This is a genomic window from Paenibacillus sp. FSL H7-0756 (assembly GCF_038006765.1).
GTDB lineage: Bacteria > Bacillota > Bacilli > Paenibacillales > Paenibacillaceae > Paenibacillus_AQ.
This window is the reverse complement of record NZ_JBBOVT010000001.1, coordinates 1,355,013-1,373,057: the sequence shown is the minus strand read 5'-3', so window position 1 is coordinate 1,373,057 and position 18,045 is coordinate 1,355,013. Positions and strand designations below refer to the sequence as shown.

16 protein-coding genes are annotated in these 18,045 nt (G+C 53.2%); 5 read left to right on the top strand and 11 right to left on the bottom strand.

The genetic code is table 11. The features are described 5' to 3' along the window. Positions 1-156: 156 nt before the first annotated feature. The 3 genes from NST04_RS06110 to NST04_RS06100 all read right to left on the bottom strand — a co-directional run bounded on the left by NST04_RS06110 (position 157) and on the right by NST04_RS06100 (position 3,508). Positions 157-1,479, bottom strand: coding sequence for a helix-turn-helix transcriptional regulator (locus tag NST04_RS06110; protein WP_341183578.1), 1,323 nt, complete (start codon positions 1,477-1,479; stop codon positions 157-159). Positions 1,480-1,555: 76 nt separating this feature from the next. Then, the gene (locus NST04_RS06105) at positions 1,556-1,735 is read right to left on the bottom strand and encodes an aspartyl-phosphate phosphatase Spo0E family protein (protein ID WP_036726170.1); all 180 of its coding nucleotides are present in this window, start codon (positions 1,733-1,735) and stop codon (positions 1,556-1,558) included. 378 nt (positions 1,736-2,113) lie between these two features. Beyond that, a complete protein-coding gene (locus tag NST04_RS06100; protein ID WP_341183577.1) occupies positions 2,114-3,508 on the bottom strand; it encodes a helix-turn-helix domain-containing protein in 1,395 nt (464 codons plus the stop codon). Positions 3,509-3,757: 249 nt separating this feature from the next. Here NST04_RS06100 and NST04_RS06095 point away from each other — a divergent pair, with 249 nt between their 5' ends. Next, positions 3,758-4,135 carry a hypothetical protein gene (locus NST04_RS06095; protein ID WP_341183576.1) on the top strand — a complete coding sequence of 126 codons (378 nt, stop codon included), beginning with the start codon at positions 3,758-3,760 and terminating at the stop codon, positions 4,133-4,135. A gap of 14 nt (positions 4,136-4,149) precedes the next feature. Here the strand turns inward: NST04_RS06095 and NST04_RS06090 are convergent, their stop codons facing one another. Beyond that, complete coding sequence (locus NST04_RS06090; protein ID WP_341183575.1) at positions 4,150-4,767, bottom strand: LysE/ArgO family amino acid transporter; 618 nt, start codon at positions 4,765-4,767, stop codon at positions 4,150-4,152. Positions 4,768-5,066: 299 nt separating this feature from the next. Here NST04_RS06090 and NST04_RS06085 point away from each other — a divergent pair, with 299 nt between their 5' ends. Next, positions 5,067-6,692, top strand: a complete 1,626-nt coding sequence (locus NST04_RS06085) for an aminotransferase-like domain-containing protein (RefSeq protein ID WP_341183574.1) — start codon at positions 5,067-5,069, stop codon at positions 6,690-6,692. A gap of 183 nt (positions 6,693-6,875) precedes the next feature. Here NST04_RS06085 and NST04_RS06080 read toward each other — a convergent pair whose 3' ends face one another. From NST04_RS06080 to NST04_RS06070, 3 genes are read right to left on the bottom strand one after another with little or no spacing between them, the layout of a single operon-like run. Further along, the gene (locus tag NST04_RS06080; RefSeq protein ID WP_341183573.1) at positions 6,876-7,943 is read right to left on the bottom strand and encodes a sensor histidine kinase; all 1,068 of its coding nucleotides are present in this window, start codon (positions 7,941-7,943) and stop codon (positions 6,876-6,878) included. 2 nt (positions 7,944-7,945) lie between these two features. Further along, positions 7,946-8,617: a response regulator transcription factor gene (locus NST04_RS06075; RefSeq protein ID WP_341183572.1), complete on the bottom strand. Its 672-nt coding sequence runs from the start codon at positions 8,615-8,617 to the stop codon at positions 7,946-7,948. Continuing rightward, complete coding sequence (locus NST04_RS06070) at positions 8,547-10,412, bottom strand: ABC transporter ATP-binding protein (protein ID WP_341183571.1); 1,866 nt, start codon at positions 10,410-10,412, stop codon at positions 8,547-8,549. Before NST04_RS06070 ends, NST04_RS06075 begins: the two co-directional genes overlap by 71 nt. A gap of 239 nt (positions 10,413-10,651) precedes the next feature. On the opposite strand from NST04_RS06070, the gene NST04_RS06065 reads away from it, so the two are divergent. Further along, positions 10,652-11,869, top strand: coding sequence for an MFS transporter (locus NST04_RS06065; RefSeq protein WP_341183570.1), 1,218 nt, complete (start codon positions 10,652-10,654; stop codon positions 11,867-11,869). 75 nt (positions 11,870-11,944) lie between these two features. Here NST04_RS06065 and NST04_RS06060 read toward each other — a convergent pair whose 3' ends face one another. Continuing rightward, positions 11,945-13,648: a glutamine--tRNA ligase/YqeY domain fusion protein gene (locus NST04_RS06060; protein ID WP_341185188.1), complete on the bottom strand. Its 1,704-nt coding sequence runs from the start codon at positions 13,646-13,648 to the stop codon at positions 11,945-11,947. A 284-nt stretch (positions 13,649-13,932) separates the two neighbouring features. Between NST04_RS06060 and NST04_RS06055 the strand changes: the two genes are divergently transcribed. Together NST04_RS06055 and NST04_RS06050 are read left to right on the top strand one after the other, a co-directional pair. Next, positions 13,933-14,178 (top strand): DUF2164 domain-containing protein, encoded by a 246-nt coding sequence (locus NST04_RS06055; RefSeq protein WP_036690395.1) that lies wholly within the window; start codon positions 13,933-13,935, stop codon positions 14,176-14,178. A 42-nt stretch (positions 14,179-14,220) separates the two neighbouring features. Then, positions 14,221-14,769, top strand: a complete 549-nt coding sequence (locus tag NST04_RS06050; protein WP_341183569.1) for a GNAT family N-acetyltransferase — start codon at positions 14,221-14,223, stop codon at positions 14,767-14,769. Between the two features lie 398 nt (positions 14,770-15,167). On the opposite strand, the gene NST04_RS06045 is transcribed toward NST04_RS06050, so the two are convergent. From NST04_RS06045 to NST04_RS06035, 3 genes are read right to left on the bottom strand one after another with little or no spacing between them, the layout of a single operon-like run. After that, positions 15,168-15,830, bottom strand: coding sequence for an MOSC domain-containing protein (locus tag NST04_RS06045; RefSeq protein ID WP_341183568.1), 663 nt, complete (start codon positions 15,828-15,830; stop codon positions 15,168-15,170). Then, positions 15,820-16,344, bottom strand: coding sequence for a GNAT family N-acetyltransferase (locus tag NST04_RS06040; RefSeq protein WP_341185187.1), 525 nt, complete (start codon positions 16,342-16,344; stop codon positions 15,820-15,822). Before NST04_RS06040 ends, NST04_RS06045 begins: the two co-directional genes overlap by 11 nt. A 59-nt stretch (positions 16,345-16,403) precedes the next feature. Further along, a complete protein-coding gene (locus tag NST04_RS06035) occupies positions 16,404-17,615 on the bottom strand; it encodes an MFS transporter (RefSeq protein WP_341183567.1) in 1,212 nt (403 codons plus the stop codon). Positions 17,616-18,045 lie beyond the last annotated feature (430 nt).

Here is an 18,045-nt window from a genome sequence, read left to right as displayed (position 1 = left end):
CGAATTGCGGAAAGTTCTCATTAAGGTCTCAATAATATCTCATTTTTGGAAATCTATAATAATTCTATGCTGTCCAACGCATGAAGTCTGAGATTCCTTGAAGGATCTCAGACTTCATGTAAGGAGAATCTATAGTTTAAACCGTTCCTGAATACCTCAACCCGACTTAGGAATATCCGTAATCGCAATCTCGAAATCGACGGATATGGTCCCCCGGATCACTTGTTGCTCGCTGTCTAATTTGGCGGATAAGTCGACGCTTTGCATGATCACATCATCACCTTTGTACCGTTTGCGGGATAGATAGTATGTTCCCAGTTCGCTGCAGAACTGGGTGTAGTTTTTTTCATGAAGAAATTTGTTATGTTCACCAAAGATACTATAAACCTTCCGGTAAGGAATGTAGTCCGCAAATCTCTGTATCACATGATCCACGTCCCACTTATACTGATTAGCCATTTGAACGATCTTGAACAGCGCCATGAATATTTCATTTTCGTGATTTGAGATGTATTCGACATATGCATCAAGAACCTCAATCTGCCCATCCATTAAGCGGTAAAGATACGTATTAGCCGTTCCCCACTCTATATATTGAGCCTTAATACGCCACGCTTCTTCGTCATCTTCCCGTATCCAGCTATGATCCATATATATAGGTATCATATCGAGCGCAGTTTTGTAATCTCCCATCTCTTCATAAACACAGGATCTCATAAGCTGAGCATGTAATATATAAGTATACAGCGGCCTTTTATATAACTTACGATCTCTATGCCTACGGCCTGATTCACCATGAAGGTCATAATGGACGGAAGCCACTCGGAGCATTTCTTCTACAACCTCAGATACCTTGTCCCATTTCTGAAGCGCGAGATAGATATCCGCCAACTGCTTCAACGCATCCAACTGATTGACTTCGTCCAGCTTATCGACATAATTCTCTAATAAAGTAGCAGCGATTAGATTTTTCTGCGGATCATCACCCAGATTAATCAGGAAGAGCCGATATTGGCAGAGAGCCAGCCGTTCAGAATGCTGATACTTCTCGCTGGCTCCCACATTGTCATAGATTAATGCTGCGGCCTGCCAGTTTTTCTGCTCAAATAACTCCTCCGCAACCTCGAACAGCAACGGTGCATACAGCAGATTATCCAGTAAATTCTGCGCCACCCGCTCAATACAATCCAGACGCGATAACGCCGCGCATTGCAGCAGGAACGGCCGTAAACGCCGCCAGGTCGGTGTCGAATCGTATAAACATTCATCCACATACTGACTGTAAAAGTAATCCTCCGGCAGCCCCATCCCGCTGGTCACGCGGGTCAGGTGGTTCATCGCCAAGGCTTGTTGCCCCTTCATGACCCGGCTGAGTGTACCGGAATGAATTCCGCTGGCAATTGCAAACTGATTAATAGACAGTTTATGTTTTGTGAGATACGCCGCTATCTCGTCTCGAATTTTGACTGTATGCTCCACCGCATTTACCACCTCTTTTATACACGTATCCGTTGGATCTTATATTTAAATTTCCAGTTATTTTCATGATCAATATTTAAGCAGGCGGACGCTTGTTCATCCGATAGGCATTATCGTAGGCATTGAGCAGCTCATCCAGTACTACGGATTGCCGCAAGACCTCCGGGTGATTGAAACCGCCATATTGAATATGTAATGTATGAAGCTTACTCCTAGCTTGCTCTATACGAATTCTAACGATTGCTGGACTATGCATGGGAATCCCGCCTCCTTATGCAACATTATAGATATTTATGTAAAACTGCATAAAATAGGTCTCTTTGCATTATCTACTATATTGGTTATAGGTACAATAATTTCAAAACCATGGCGAGGAAACAGTAAGTCTGCTCTGCCTCTTACAATTGACATCAACCGTTTGATAAATGTATGTACATCTACACGACAGTTAGGTTCTGAATATATCCCCTTTAAAAATCAGCAAATAAAAAACGTTCCCGGAATAAACGGGAACGTTAGTTGATGGGTCAGTTAACCACCAATACCATGTGAATTAGTTTGGATTAATGACTGAATGCTGCTATCTTTTACAATTCCACTAGTTGAAATTGTAGACAAAATTACGACAGATAAGCTACATAGAACCAGAAGCTTGATAAATTGTTTTTTCATTTGGTTTGCACACCTCTCTCATTAAAAGTTTGTATCTTTCCAACTCTTCTGCACTGGCAACATCCCTGTATTGTTCAAACAAATTGACACAAGTGATTGCTACACTCTCATTGTTTATAATAGATGAAGATTCCAAACATTCTAGTAAGAATTCAATCCCTCTGTTTCTTTTATTATGCAAATAATAGTTTGCCAATTCAGCGAGAAATCTGGCGTGTTTGTCTGCCATAATCTGTGAGTTGTATTGACCGAATTCTGATTTATATGTTCGATATGGGATATAGGCAGAGAAGCGCTCCAGAATGTGATCAACATTCCAATCATACCAATTTGCACATCGGATAATATTGTACATCGCCGTAAATATCTCGTCTGTTTGTGCAGATATATATTCGACATACTCGTCTAGCACTTCTATTTGTCCATCCAGCATGCGGTATAAGTAAATGTTCGCAGTACCCCACTCTCTAAACTGAACTAACGTTCGTCTCGCTTCTTCATCATCTTCCTTTATCCAGCTTCCGTCCATATAGCGCGGCACAAGTTCTATAGCAGATTTATAATCCCCGTATTCCATGCAAATACTAGAGAGAAAGAGATGAGCGCGCAAAATATAGAGATATAGTGGAGTTTTAGAAGTCTTAATGTTGCCTCGATTTAAGTTTGACTGGAGCTGGAGATTATAACGTAGTGTAGCCAGTTCAAGCATCTTCTCTGCGAGTTCATTAACTTTAGGCCACTGCTGCAAGGAATAATAGACTTCCAACAAATCCTTTAACCCATCCAACTGATCCGCCTCGTTCAGGCGCGGGATGTAGCTCTCGAACAGAGTGGCCGCGCGCAGGTTCGTGCTCTGGTCATCACCCAGAGCAATCTGGAACAGGCGGTATTGGCAGGTGGCCAAGCGTTCGGAGTACTGGTATTTCTCGCTGGCGCTTACATTCTCATAGAGTAGTGCAGCCGCCGGCCAGTGGCCCTGCTGGAACAAGCCTTCCGCCACTTCAAACAGCATGGGTACATAAGTCAGATTATCCAGCAGGTTCTCCACCAGACGCTCGATACAATCGGTACGCCCCAGTTCCGCACATTTCACAATGAACGGGCGAAGCCGCCGCCAGGTCGGTGCCGAATAATAGAAGCATTCCTCCACATACAAGCTGTAAAAAAAATCCTCGCTAAGCCCCATTCCTGCAGTGATTAACTCCAGATGGCTCATGGCAATGGGCTGATGACCATTAATAATCCGGCTCAGTGTCCCGGAATTAATACCGGAGCTTATGGCGAAGTGATTAATAGACATCTCATGCCGGGTTAAATAATCTGCAAGCTGGTCTCGAATCATGACTGCAGGCTTCAAAGGAACATCACCTCCTACATCCCAGAATTTAGAACAATATGTTTATATCTGTAATAGTAGGGGATCAGATTTGAAAATTCAATAGAATAGAGTCAAATAAAACAACTATATCTCGAAAGTGTGAAGAATTCGAAACAGTTTGGCAAGCGGCTTGCCGGGCTTTACGGATAAGGGCTGAAACTATGTTTATTATGGGAGAACTGATTAATCAGTCTCCATCTTTTTTCAGTAAGGGGGAAGTTGAAGTTTATGAGAAAATTCAGCATCATTTCAATTTCATTATTATTACTTGTTTTAATATATATTTTAGGCAGACCACATCCTGAGATTGTTAGCGTCAGTCTTATTTCCGAAACAGCGGAAATTACTTACACTGATATTGAAGGCATTCGAATATTCGACGATGCTATAAGAACGGTGAAAAAAGTACGCGGGGCTGTTGATGTGGGTCCACCAACATATAGAATGAATGTTACTTACGCGGATAGCGAAGTTGTGAAATTCAGCCTTTATTTAGATTTTAAAACCAAAAGTGGATTTTTGATTAAAGATAGTAATAGCGAAAAAATGTTGAAATTAAAAGAAAGCAGTTCTAAAGAATTAACAGATCTATTGAGTAAAGACTAATTTGAGGGAAATCTCTAGCCATACAACAGCCCCCACAACTGAACTCCCATGTAGACGGCGATCGCCCAGATCAGCAGTGCCGAAACGGTATTCATCCCACTCATGACCTTGCCGGAAGCATCCAGTCTGCCGAGTTGGCGGCCCGCTGCAGCAAGACCCAGGAACCAGAGCCAGGAGACGGCCACTGTCGCCGCCGCGAAGGTCCAGCGCACCGCCCCTTCGTATTGCAGCGAGCTGGTTCCAATCACACCCACCGTATCCAGAAGGGCATGAGGGTTCAGGAGGGACACAGACAGCGCATAGAGGATCTGTCCCTTCGCTGATAGTCGGCCCGACTCATCCTTCGCCGGAGTAGAGCGCCAGATTCTCCAGCCCATGAAGGCGAGAAACAGAATGCCCGCGCCATATATAACAGGTGTGACCCAGCGCAGCGATAAAATGACCAAGGAGACTCCACCGACTGCGGCAGCGATAAGCAGTGTGTCGCATACCGCTGACGTCAGTACGACAGGCATTACACTGCGGAATCTAGGATGCTGTGCCCCTTGGTTGAAGACGAATATATTCTGCACGCCCAGCGGCAGAATCAGCCCGAAGGCCAGGATCATTCCATGTAGAATGGCCTGCACCATTTCTTTTCCCCCTTATATCTTCCTAGTGGTGCTTCCAGATAAACAAGCCTCTCAGACTTCCTCCGGTTATAGCCTAATGATCGTACCCTGCCATAGTGGCTGCCGTAACCATCCAAGTTCTGCGACACATACCAACCAAGATGAATGAAAGAGGAGGAATCATGGTAGACTGGAAGAAAGAAGGAACGAGAAAGAGAGAACGAAATGAGAGATAATGTTAGTCAGTAGCGGCTGTGAGGGGACAGTGAGTTCGCTTTTTTTCGCTTTTGCACAATAATTCGCCCGGAAGGAGCCTGCTCTTGACACATGCACAAAGGCCCAACCATACAACAACAGAAATAAACACGCCCGGCCCATCCGTACATACGGAGGATTCCCTGCCCGCAGCTACTGGATCACAGCAAGCTGGTACCCGCTCCGTCCTGACGGACACCTGGAAGCCGGACCCGGCTTCTCCGCTGCCGCTTCACGGCCAGATCTCCGACTACTTCATGGCGAAGATCAGCACAGGGGCCTGGCCTCCCGGTATGCGTCTGGCCCCGCAGCGGGAGCTCAGCCGCCAGTTCGGAGTGAACCGCAGTACGGTGGTTACAGCGCTGGGCCAGCTGACCGCGCTGGGCCTGATCGAAGGCAGACGCGGCGGCGGAACGATAGTTACAGGCGTGCGTTCAACGCCCCCGGCTTCCGGTGGTTCCGCCAGACCGTCCGGAGAAGCCGGGGAAGCGGGGCCCTCTGAGCCGCAACGCTCCGGCAACTGGAATGACTATGTGGAGGAGGGGACTCACTATCCCAACCTGCCTACCGTGCAGGATATTAACCGGCTCGAATATGTGCCCGGTCTGATTCGGCTCGGGACCGGGGAGCCTGCGCCCGAGTTGCTGCCTGGAGCGGCGATGAATGAGGTGCTGGCCGGACTCGCGCAGCGTGTTCTGCCTCCGCTCTCCTATGAAGAGCCGCTCGGTAATCCGGCGCTGCGGGCGGCGGTCAGCGGGTTACTGGCCCGGAGCGGCATTACCGCTGGACCGGACTCGATTCTGATTACCTCCGGCGCCCTTCAGGGGCTTCAGCTCATTGCCCTTGGGCTGTTGCCGCGCGGCTCATCTATTCTGCTGGAGAAGCCGTCTTATCTGTATTCGATTCATGCCTTTCAGTCTGCGGGGGTGAAATTCAGCGGCCTGCCTATGGATGAGCGCGGTCTGATCCCGGAGCAGCTTGCAGCCGAGGCGGTCCGCAGTAAGGCCGCAATGCTGTACAGCATCCCTTCTTATCACAATCCTACAGGGATCTTGATGGATGCCGGACGCCGCCGGGAGCTGATGGAGGTCACAGGCAGACTCGGGCTGCCCATTCTGGAGGATGGGGCCTACCAGGAATTATGGCTGGACGTCCCGCCTCCGCCTCCACTGAAGGCGCTGGATCATGAGGGGCGGGTCCTGCATCTCGGTACCCTGTCCAAGGCTGTCAGCCCCGGGCTGCGCATCGGCTGGATTGCCGGACCGGAGCCGGTCGTCCGGCGGCTGGCCGACATCAAGATGCAGAGCGATTACGGCGCAAGCTCCCTGTCTCAGCTGGCAGCCGCCAGCTGGCTTACGGGCGGCTATCATGAGGAGCACCTGCAGGTGCTGCGGGGCAGACTGCGCGCGCGCCGCAGCCACATGCTTGAGCTGCTTAAGCTCCATTGCACCGGACTGGCAACCTGGAATGTGCCGGCAGGAGGCTTCTATATCTGGTTGTCTCTCCATCAGGCAGTCCCTCCGCGCAAGCTGTTCAGCGCAGCACTAAGTGCCGGACTGCTGCTGAATACAGGCGATCTGTATGACCGCAGCGACGTTAGGCATCTCAGGCTGTCCTACGCTTATGCCTCTGCGGCCGAGCTGGAGCACGGCATCCCCCTGCTGGCTGAGCTGATCCGGAGAGGACTGTGATAAGAGCCATCACCGTCAGACTACAAATAGCCCTGAACAAATGACTGCATACGGGTCATTTGATCAGGGCTATGCTATTGGGACACCCGGGTGAAGCGGAAGGACCCGCAGCTATAGCCAATCTCCGGGCGGGGGACGGCCTCTGCTGGATACCGGGGCGGACCCTCCGCATCAACGGCAGGTTCATCTGCTCTGCTGCGGCAAACGCACGATGAAGGCCGTCCCCTCTCCGGGACGGCTCGTTACGTGTACGCTGCCTTCGTGGAGCTCTACGATCTTCTTCACGAGCGGGAGGCCGAGCCCGCTTCCGCTTCCACTGCTGACGCTTCTGGACTTATCCGCCTTATAGAAGCGTTCGAAGATCCGCTCCAGCTCCTCTTCGGTCATGCCGAGCCCGCTGTCCCTGACCTCCACCTCCACCCGTTCCTCCATGCTGCGCACAAAGACGGTGATCCGTCCGCCCTGCGGGGTGAACTTGATGCTGTTATGCAGCAGGTTGGTCCATACCTGGCTCAGCAGATCCTGTACCGCGCTCACGGTGGTCTCCTGAAGCTCGGCCTCCACCTCAATCTCCTTGCCAAGCCACTGCGGCTCTGCGGCCAGGATCATCGCCTGCACTTGCTTATCCAGCCTATAAGGCTTGCGCTCGAACGGGAAGCTCTCCGCCTCCAGCACAGACAGCTTCAGCAGATTATCACTCAGGCCGGACAGACGGCGGCTCTCCGCTTCAATGATATCCAAATAATGCTTGCGGATATCCGGACTGAGGTTCTCCTCTTGAAGCGCGGCAGCGAACCCGCGGATCGAGGTCAGCGGCGACTGGATCTCATGGGAGACGCTTGCGATGAAGTCCTGCCGCATCAGCTCCATCCGGCTCAGCTCGCTCGCCATTTCATTAATTCCTTCCACAATCCCTCCGAACTGCCGGTACTGGCCGCTGTTCTCCAGTTCAATCTTGAAATCGCCCTGCGAGATCTGCCGCATGGCCGTAAGGATCGGCCTATAGAAATTCTGATCCTTGCCGCGTGTAGCGAAGGCAATAATCGCCCCGCTGACGAAAAAGATGATAATCTGCATCGCCATCACAAACAAGTGATACCCGTATTCAGAGAAGGACCAGCCGAAATGACGGACCAGCAGTTTTGATCCGAAATAGCTCCCGTTCCAGGAGATATAGAGCATAATCAACATTCCGGCTATAGGTCCAACTATACCGATTTTCTCCCATATCTTCATGATTCTGCGCTTCATGCCTATCCCTCCAGCCGGTAGCCAAGCCCCCGGATCGTACGAATGGAGAATCCGAATCGCTCCTGCGGAAACCGCTCACGCAGACGTCCCACATGTACATCCAGCGTCCGCTCATTGCCTTCATAATCATAGCCCCAAATCTCTTCAATGAGCCGATCGCGGGTCAGCGTCTGCCCCCGGTAACTGGCCAGCTTGAAGAGCAGCTCGAATTCCTTCAGCGGCAGCGTGAACTCGCCATGCTCCGACAGCACTTCGTAGGTTGTGCGGTTCATCCGCAGACTGCCTACGGTAACACTCTGGGCGGCGGAAATCTGGTAACGCTTCAGCAGTGCCTTGACCCTGGCGATCAGCACCGGCGGCTCGAACGGCTTGACCAGATAGTCGTCTGTGCCCAGCTCGAAGCCTTTGACAATCTGCGAGGTCTCTCCTTTGGCCGTCAGCATTAGTATCGGAAAATCATACTCCTTGCGCAGCTCCCGGCACAGCTCCCAGCCGTCCATATTCGGCATCATAATATCAATGATCGCCATATCCGCCGTGCTCTCTTCGAGCAGCCGCAGCGCCTCCAGTCCGTCAGAAGCGCTCAGCACCTCCGCCATCCCTTCAGCTCTCAGGAACACTCCCACCAATTCGCGGATATGCGGATCGTCGTCCACTACCAGTATTTTGACCATAGTCTGTAGTCCCCTCCTCTATCCCTTGGCTCAGAAGCTCGGGTGTGTTCAGCTGCAGCTGCTGCTCGGCGAATTCACGGTACAGCTCATGGTCCCTCAGCAGCTCCTCATGCGTGCCCTTGCCGGTAATCCGGCCCTTTTCCATGAAAATAATCTGATCCGCGTTCACCACCGTAGCTAATCTGTGGGCGATTACAATTGTGGTCCGGCCCTGCATCAGATTGCCCAGCGCCTTCTGCACTACGGCCTCCGACTGGCTGTCGAGGCTTGAGGTTGCCTCATCCAGCATGAGTATCTTCGGATCGCGCAGCAGCGCTCTGGCGATGGCAATCCGCTGCCGCTGTCCGCCGGACAGCTTCACCCCACGCTCACCGACATCCGTGTTGTACCCGTCCGGCAGCTCTTCAATGAATCCGTCAGCGTAGGCCATGGCCGCAGCCCGCTTCAACTCCTCCTTGCTGATCTCGCGGTCCAGCCCGTATCCGAGATTCTCGGCAATGGTACCGGCCAGCAGCGGACTTTCCTGTGAGACATAACCGATTTGCTTCCGCCAGGATTTCAGGGAGAACATCGATACCGGCTTGCCGTCCAGACGGATGACTCCGCTCTGCGGTTCATAGAAGCGTTCCAGCAGCGAGAACAGGGTTGTTTTACCGCCGCCGCTTGGGCCGACAATAGCGGTCACCTGCCCCGGCAGCATAGTGAAGCTTACCTTGTTCAGTACCTTCTCTCCCGTCTTGTATCCGAAGCTGAGGTCTTCCACAGCAATTGGCCCCTCTGTGCCCTCAGCCTCTTCCACGCCTTCATACATCTCTTCCTCTGCTGCAAGGGTCTCAATGATCCGCTCGGAGGCACCCTTGGCCTTCTGGAGCTGGGTGAAGAATTGCGTCAGCTGTGTCAGCGGCATAATAATCTGAATCAGATACAGAATAAAGGCGACCAGTTCACCGGCCGTGAGCGCCCCTGAGGATACCAGCATCCCGCCATAGCCGATAATAACCACCAGCAGCATCATGAAGACGAAGGAGATCAGCGGGCTGATCAGGGCGCTGATCTTGCCCTCACGAATCCCGAAGCCCAGCAGGTTCATAATCCCTTGCCGTCCGGCTTCATACTCCTTCTGCTCCGCTCCTGAGGATTTCACCAGCCGGATCTCGGACAATACGCCGCTGAGCACAGCGGTGAAGGAGGCCGTCTCGTCCTGCGTTCCCTTGGAGATCTTGTACATCTGCCGTCCCAGCGGCACCAGAATCAGCGCCGACAGCGGAAGCACCGTGAACAGCACCAGCGTCATTTTCCAGTTCAGATAGAACAACACCAGGACAGAGCCGACAATGGAGATGAGGCCGGTGAACAGACTGGCCAGATGCTCCGAGATCAGTGTCTTGAGAATTCCTGTATCATTAGTCATCCGGCTGACGCTCTCGCCTGTCCGGTTCTCATTGTAATAGGATACGGGCAGCACCAGGAATTTGCGCCACAGCCTGTCACGCAGCCCGGCTACCACCTTTTGCCCGACGGCATTCAAAAGGTAGATGGAGACTCCGCCGGCCACGGTCTGCGCAATGAACGCTCCGGCGATGCCGGCAATCTGCAGCTTGCTCACAGAAGCCAGCGAGAAGCCGTCCACCAGATTCTTCGTGAACATGGGGATGACCAGACCGACGAGGGTCGAAATGATGCTGAGGCCAAGGGCCAGCGCCAGCAGCAGATAAGATGGCTTGGTTTCGTGCAGCAGCTTCAGGAAGGGCTTCATGGCCGCGCCCTGCTTCTGCGGTGCTTGCTTGTTTTTCATAAGAACTCCCCTTTTCCGGCAGATAGATGTATGGAGCAGTCGGGCCCCGCTTCCGCCTTAGAACCCAGAATAACTGGCCTATGTAAACTGAAGTTAAACAGATATTTTGCCATTGATTTGTAATTCCCCATAAAAGTTGGTTTGTATCCCTTTTCAACAAATGTTACAGTGATATCAGCGGCATCATAAGACGGCCACAGCAAGAATGCAGGCATCCTAGCGGGAAAGGAGTGCAAAGTTTGCGGGATCATCTCGATAAGCAGCTGTCTTTCACCTCTCTGAAATGGTTCAACTTCTTCGTATATGGAACGGTTGTCCTCTTCACCAGCTTCTTTCCCTTATATCTGCAGGATGTAGGAATGAATAAGCTGGAGATCGGGAGCCTGATGTCTGTAGGCGCTCTGGTATCCATTATTGCCAACCCCTTCTGGGGCATCTGGAGTGACCGGTATCAGAATATCCGGCGGATTGTCCTCGTCATGCTGACGGGAACGCTGGTCTTGACCCAACTTGTCTTTCAGGCTAATACATATGAAATGATCTACATATCCATTCTGTTCTTCTATTTCTTCCAGGGGCCGCTGTTCGCCCAGAGCAACACGATGATTCTCAGCTATATTGACGGAACCAGCCGCAGCTTTGGCTCTTTCCGGTTATGGGGATCGCTAGGCTGGGCTTTCACCGCCATCCTTGCCGGTCCCGTGATTGAATGGGCCGGTATCTCTGTGTTGTCGTATCTGTTTGCGTCACTGCTCTGTGCAGCGATGATTGCACTGATCACGCTGCCGAAGCTGGACCATTCGATCGGAATCGCCCCCTTGCCCTTCAAAGGCATGAGCCAGATCTTCCATAACCCGTTCTTCCTGTGCTTCATCCTCTTCGGCATCCTGGTCTCGATTCCGAATACGATGAATAACACCTTTGTGTCACTGTACATCACGGAGCTGGGCGGAAGCAAGATTATGATCGGTCTCGCTGTATTCCTGTCCTCCATCCTGGAGATGGGCGTGCTGCTCCTGTGCAATTACTTTCTCCGGCGCAGAATCCCGGTCCTGCTGGCCTCGCTCACGCTGGTCAGCGCGCTGTTCTTCCTGCGGTGGTGGCTGATGGCCGATGCAACGACCCCATTGCAGGTCGCACTTATTCAGGTGCTGCACTCCATTACCTTCGGCGGCTTCTTCTATGTAGGAACCCAGTTGACCATGCTGCTGGTGCCTAGGCCCTACCGTTCCTCTGGACAGGCTCTCTACACGCTCACCTGGAGCGGAATTTCCGGCATTCTAGGCGGCGTCCTCGGCGGCTGGATGTATCAGACCCTAGGCGCGCAGACGATGTATCAATCCGGTGCGCTTCTTGCCCTGTTCGGGGCAATCGGCTTCGGAATGATGTGGCTCACTGTCATTCGCGGCAGCTACCGCCCTCCGGCTGATCCAGAGGATGAGCTGGCGGAGGACTAGCAGTGCACGCAAGATATAGCAAACAGGCTTGGCCTCCCGGTGGGAGACCAAGCCTGTTTGCTATATGCAGCTCTTCTAGCCTTTCTTGGGCTGGAAGGAGCTTTTGAGGGATACAATCAGATTGAACACCAGATGCTCCGGCGATGAATACTTGCTGTCTACGTTGAAGTACCCGTGACGGAAGAACTGGAACTTGTCCTGCGCCACACTGTCCTTCAGCCCAGGCTCCACGAAGCCCTGCAGGATCTCGATGGACTTCGGATTCAGCTGATCCAGGAAGGTTGGCTCCGGCTTGTCCGCGGAAGCTTCCAGACCTTCTACTTCGGCATCCGTCTCCGCCTCTTCAGCAGAGATCAGCGGCTCATAGAGGCGGAATTCCGCCGGCACAGCCTGTCCTGCATCTACCCAGTGCAGCGTTCCCTTAACCTTGCGGCCGGTGAACCCGCTGCCGCTCTTCGTCTCAGGATCATAGGTACAATGCAGCTCCACCACTTCGCCGTTCTCATCCTTGATGAAGTCGTTGCACTTGATGAAATAAGCATTCTTAAGGCGTACTTCATTGCCGGGGAACAAGCGGAAATACTTATTCGGCGGAACCTCCATGAAGTCATCGCGTTCAATATAGATCTCACGGGAGAACGGAATCTGGCGGTTGCCCATCTCCGGGTTCTCCACATTGTTCTCAATTTCGAAGTATTCGGTCTCGCCTTCGGGATAATTCGTAATAACCACCTTCAGCGGCCGCAGCACAGACATCGTCCGGGGAACCGTCAGCTTGAGATCTTCACGGATGAAGTGCTCCAGCATCTGCAGATCCACCAGCCCCTGGCTCTTGGAGATACCAGTCTCATGCACGAAGCTGCGGATGGCCTCCGGCGTATAGCCGCGGCGGCGCAGCCCGGAGATCGTCGGCATGCGGGGATCATCCCAGCCGTCCACATGGCCTTCATCGACCAGCAGCTTCAGCTTGCGCTTGCTCGTAACCGTCTGGGCCAGATTAAGGCGTCCGAATTCATATTGATGCGGCGCAGCCTCCATCTCACATTCCGCGACAACCCAGTCATAGAACGGGCGCTGATCCTCGAACTCCAGGGAACAGAGGGAATGGGTGACATGCTCAATGGCATCCTCCAGCGGATGTGCGAAGGTATACATCGGATAAATGCACCATGCGTCCCCCGTATTGTGGTGATGGGAGTGGGAGATCCGGTAGATGACCGGGTCACGCAGATTGATGTTAGGAGAGGACATGTCAATTTTGGCGCGCAGCACCTTCTCGCCGTCCTTGAATTCTCCCGCCTTCATGCGGTGGAACAGATCGAGGTTCTCTTCTGCTCCACGTTCGCGGTAAGGGCTATTCTGCCCCGGCTCCGTCAGCGTGCCCCGGAATTCACGGATCTGCTCGGCGCTGAGATCATCGACATAGGCCTTGCCCTTCTTGATCAGCAGCTCGGCACGCGCATACATCTCCCCGAAATAATCCGAGGCAAACCGCAGCTCCTCCCATTCATATCCGAGCCATTTCACATCCTCCTGGATGGAGTTGACGTATTCGGTATCTTCCTTGAGCGGATTCGTGTCATCGAATCTCAGGTGGGTTTTGCCGCCGAACTCATCCGCCAGCGTGAAGTTAATCCAGATCGCCTTGGCATGTCCGATATGTAAATAACCGTTCGGCTCCGGCGGAAAGCGGGTGACGACTTCCTTAACCTTACCCGAGCGGAGATCTTCGGTAATGACGTTCTTAATGAAATTGGAGGGTGTACCCTGGTTCTCCACATTGATCAACCTTTCATTCTGTAATATAACTACTTCCTTGTATGAACATGTTTCCTACTAATATACCCGTTAAGCAGTGAATGTTCAACAAGTGGAAGCGGCAGGTGCCGTCATTTTAAAGGACGGTACCGCTTCAGCGAGAAATAGAAGGATAATTTATCGTGTGAAACATATAAATTCTTATATTTTAAAAGTTAAGAAGCAGCCCCCGCATCCTTTGACTTCTCTCCTGGCGATGGAGTAGCATGATAAATATAGGAATATTACGCTAAAGGGGGATGCTTATGCAACCGGTAAAACTGCCTAAAGAGCAGCGGGAGATGATTACGGAGAATATCCGTGCCTACTTCGAGGCGGAGCGCGGGGAAACGATCGGCCACCTGGCCGCAGACAATCTGTTGGAGTTCTTCCTGAAGGAGCTGGGACCGGCGATCTATAACGGGGCGCTTAGCGACTGCCGTACGCTTGCCCTCCAGCGCATGCAGGCCCTGGAGGAAGACATCTACGCCTTGGAGTGGCAGAAGCGTTAGTTCTGCGAGGCTTATATCTCACAACGCATAGGGGGCAGCCGCATGTTTAATTATGTCATAGATGAAGAGCTGAAGCTGAAGCTGCTCATGCCGGAGCATGCCCGTCAGATGTTCGCTCTGGTGGAACGCTCCCGCCACCGGCTCAGGCAATGGCTGCCTTGGGTGGATGGCGTAACCGAGCAGGCTCATCTTACCACGTTCATCAAGAACTCCGTGAAGCAGGGCATTGATAACGGGGGCTTCACCGCCGGACTATGGGTGCGGGAGGAACTGGCCGGAATTATCGGCTATCACGAGATTGACTGGCATAACCGTTCGGTCGGCATCGGCTACTGGCTGGGAGAAGGCTATGAGGGACAAGGCTATATGACCAGCGCCTGCCGGGTCTTTGTCGATTACGCCCTGCTGGAGCTTGAGCTCAACCGCATCGAGATCCGCTGCGCTACAGGCAACCTGGCCAGCCGAGCGATCCCCGAACGGCTGGGATTCATCTTCGAAGGAGTCATCCGCCAGGCCGAGAAGCTGCCTGCCGGTTATGTGAACCACGCAGTGTACGGCCTGCTGCGCAGCGAATGGAAGCTGCTGGGCTGAACAGGGAGGGATGCAGGTCATAGAACACGGTTGGGCTGAGCATTCAGGGTGCACGGGATGGGCCGGGTAGGCGGATTCGGGGGCACTTCTTCTCCTCATTTCCGCTACCGGCCCACTTTCGGCGGATTCGGGGGCACACCGGATATAGTTGGATTTTCTCCACTTGCTGATGAACGATTTGCATTTGTGCGGACAATAGTTGGATAATCAACACTTAAATGACCACATTTCGTCTAACAGTGCTGAAACTAACTATTTTAGTTGTTCTTTTTCCACTTGTTTACTTGAAAGGCGGGTTGAGGGCGGCGGAATGACAGAGTGGCATGTGCAGATGCGAAAGTGGGAGCAGTGTCCCAGCTCCCCTCCCTGCCCCACACGTACCAATCCCCCTTCACCACCTAGCTCTCCGCCGCAGCCAGCCAGCCCCGGAACCGCTCCCGGAGGCCAGCCGCAAGGCTCTCCAGGCGGGCAAGCTCCGCGAGTCCGGTATGGTCCTTGCGTCCGTGCTCCATAGAGTACAGGACCTGCCTCACCGGGATACGGCCTGCTCCGCTCGCAAGCTTCACGATCGGGTCCCCGGCTGCAAGGCTGCCTTCGCGCAGCACGCGGAGGTAGAAGCCGCTGTAGCCGGTGGACAGCACTTGGGCCGGCATATCTGCCGGTCCATGCTTTTGCGTGAGCTTGAAGCACGGGAAGCGCGGCTGGCTCACCTCCAGCAGTGCTGTACCGATCTCTAACACATCCCCGATGCACACCTCAGTCTCCAGCAGTCCACGCGCCGTGATATTCTCGCCGAAGGCGGAATATTCCAGCTTCCGGCCCAGCCGCTCCTCCCAATGGGCATAATGCTCCAGCGGATAGACACAGACCGCCTTGTCGGGGCCTCCGTGGTTGACCAGATCCGCTTGCCCGTCCCCGGTGAACCCGCCCACCCGAAGCGCAAGCGGCCCGGCTACCGGCAGCTTGTAGATTCCGGTGTCCAGCGGCTTGCCGCGGTACTCCACCGTCTTCGGCTTGCCGACATTCAGCGAGACGACTTGCATCTTAATCTCAGTCTCCATCCCCTTCTCCTCCCGTCAGCCAGCAGCTCATAAATACTTCATCCACATAACGTCCGCTTAAGTAGAATTCCTCCCGCAGCCGTCCCTCTTCCTCGAATCCGCATTTGCGGTAGAACTTAAGCGCCGGTGTATTGCAGGACAGCACACGCAGACGCAGCTTGCGGATACCATGCTTGGCGGCATGGCGCTTAATCTCCGCAATCAGCCGCGTGCCTACACCCAGCCGCTGAAAGCGCGGGTGCACAGCGATATTCACCTCGCATACATGGCGGTTGCTCTCCATCCCGCTGGGACAGCCGAAGCCGACATAACCGCATAGCTCCCCGTTCTGCAAGGCTACCAGCTGGGAGCCGGGCGGCGCATGCAGCAGATAGTCCTCCCGCGAGCGCCACATCAGCGGACCCGGGGTTGTATTCTCCGTCCAGATCATATTATCCAGCACGATCAGCTCACGGGCATCCCTGATTTCGGAGGGCCGGATAAGCAGCGCAGCATCTCTGTTGATTGGTTGCATCATTAATACACCCCTTGCCTTACTAAGCATAGTAAAAGGATTAGTTACAGCCTGAACGATTATGCAGTCCTGCGCTCAGGCTGTACAGCCGAACGATTGATATAGGCGTGGACCGCGAAGTATCCCACGGACAGCACGGCCATGCCGCAAGCCAGCCAGGCGGTTGGCGCAAGACCGCCCCTGTCGAACTGGACGCCCATCAGATAGGGCCCGATGACACGGCCGATTGCACCAATCCCGCCGCTAAGCCCGAGATAGAACGGCGCGCTGCGCTGGGCATGCTCCGAGATGAAGGAAGGCATCGCCGGAGAGATCAGCATCTCCCCAAGCGTAGCCAGCACCATGCCCAGCAGCATCCCCGGATAGCTTGGCATCATCAGAATGACAGCATACCCGGCCAGGTAAAAGACGGCGCTTGCTGTCATCTGCGCGGTTGACGTCTGCGCGAACCCGCGCTTGATCAGGCTGACCAGCGGCTGCGCCGCGAAGATCAGCACGCCGTTCAGCGTCCAGAGGAAGCCGTATAGCTGCTTCGACCAGCCCTCCGAGATAATGAACGGCGAGACTCCGCTGTTCCAGATCGAATTACCGATCAGCAGGAACATCGAGCCCAGCGCCATGAACAGGTAGATCCGTATATGGCCGAGAAGTTTCCAGCCGGAACCTTCATTCTGCGGCTGCTTCTTAGCGGCTTTGCCCTGAGCCGGTGCCGCCCCTACCTTGCGCAGATAGACGAAGAAGAATCCGGCAAATACGGCCGAGGTAACCCCGTTGAGCACAAAGCTCAGCATATAATTGCCCAGGAAGCCGCTCAGCGAAGTTCCCAGGGCTACCCCTATATTATTGGCAACATAGATGATATTGAACAGCTCTGCCCGTTGCTCCGCGAACCGGAAGCCGATAAACGCCTGAATGGCCGGGAGGGAGAGGGAGTTGAACAGCCCCATCAGCCCCATCACGATAATGAATACGCTCCAGCTTCCGCTTGCCCACGGGAGGGCAAACAGCGTCAGAGCATTCATGGCCAGAGCACCGACAATCAGGCGGTTGACCCCTACCTTATGGTACAACGAGCCGCCCAGCAGCTGACCGGCAATCCCGCCAAGTGACTGCACCAGCAGAACGATCCCCGCGTCCTTCATACTGCGTCCCAGTTCATCGAATACATACATCGTAACCAGCGGCCACATCAGCGCACTGCCGGTAGCATTAATAAGACTGGCAATCAAGAATACTTTAATTTCCTTCGGATAGGCCTGCATGAATCTCATATCTTGTCTGTCATCCCCTGTAACATAGCTGTCATTAATCCATCCAGTATCATCCGAAAACAGGGGGCAGGGCAAGCATTCGCGTTAATGCTGTATCGCGGGAAACCAGGGAATTATTCTATTGAAAATCAATCCCGTCTTCACCGCCGCCAGCGATATTAATATTCTATAACCCGCTCTTTCACACGTAAACAAAAATACCTTGCCGGCACTGATTCGTTCCCCGGAACCCGGGGTAATGATCCATATGAAACACTCCCTATTTTATTCACCGTGAGATCCGATTTCGTTCCCCCGAATCGGATTGCACGGTGAATTTTGTTTTGTCCGGATTCTTTTATTTGCATAAAAAAACACTCCCTGTCTCTACGAATCCCTTGAAGCAGGGTGCCGAGAAGCAGGAAGTGCCTGGGCCAAGCTATGTTACAGT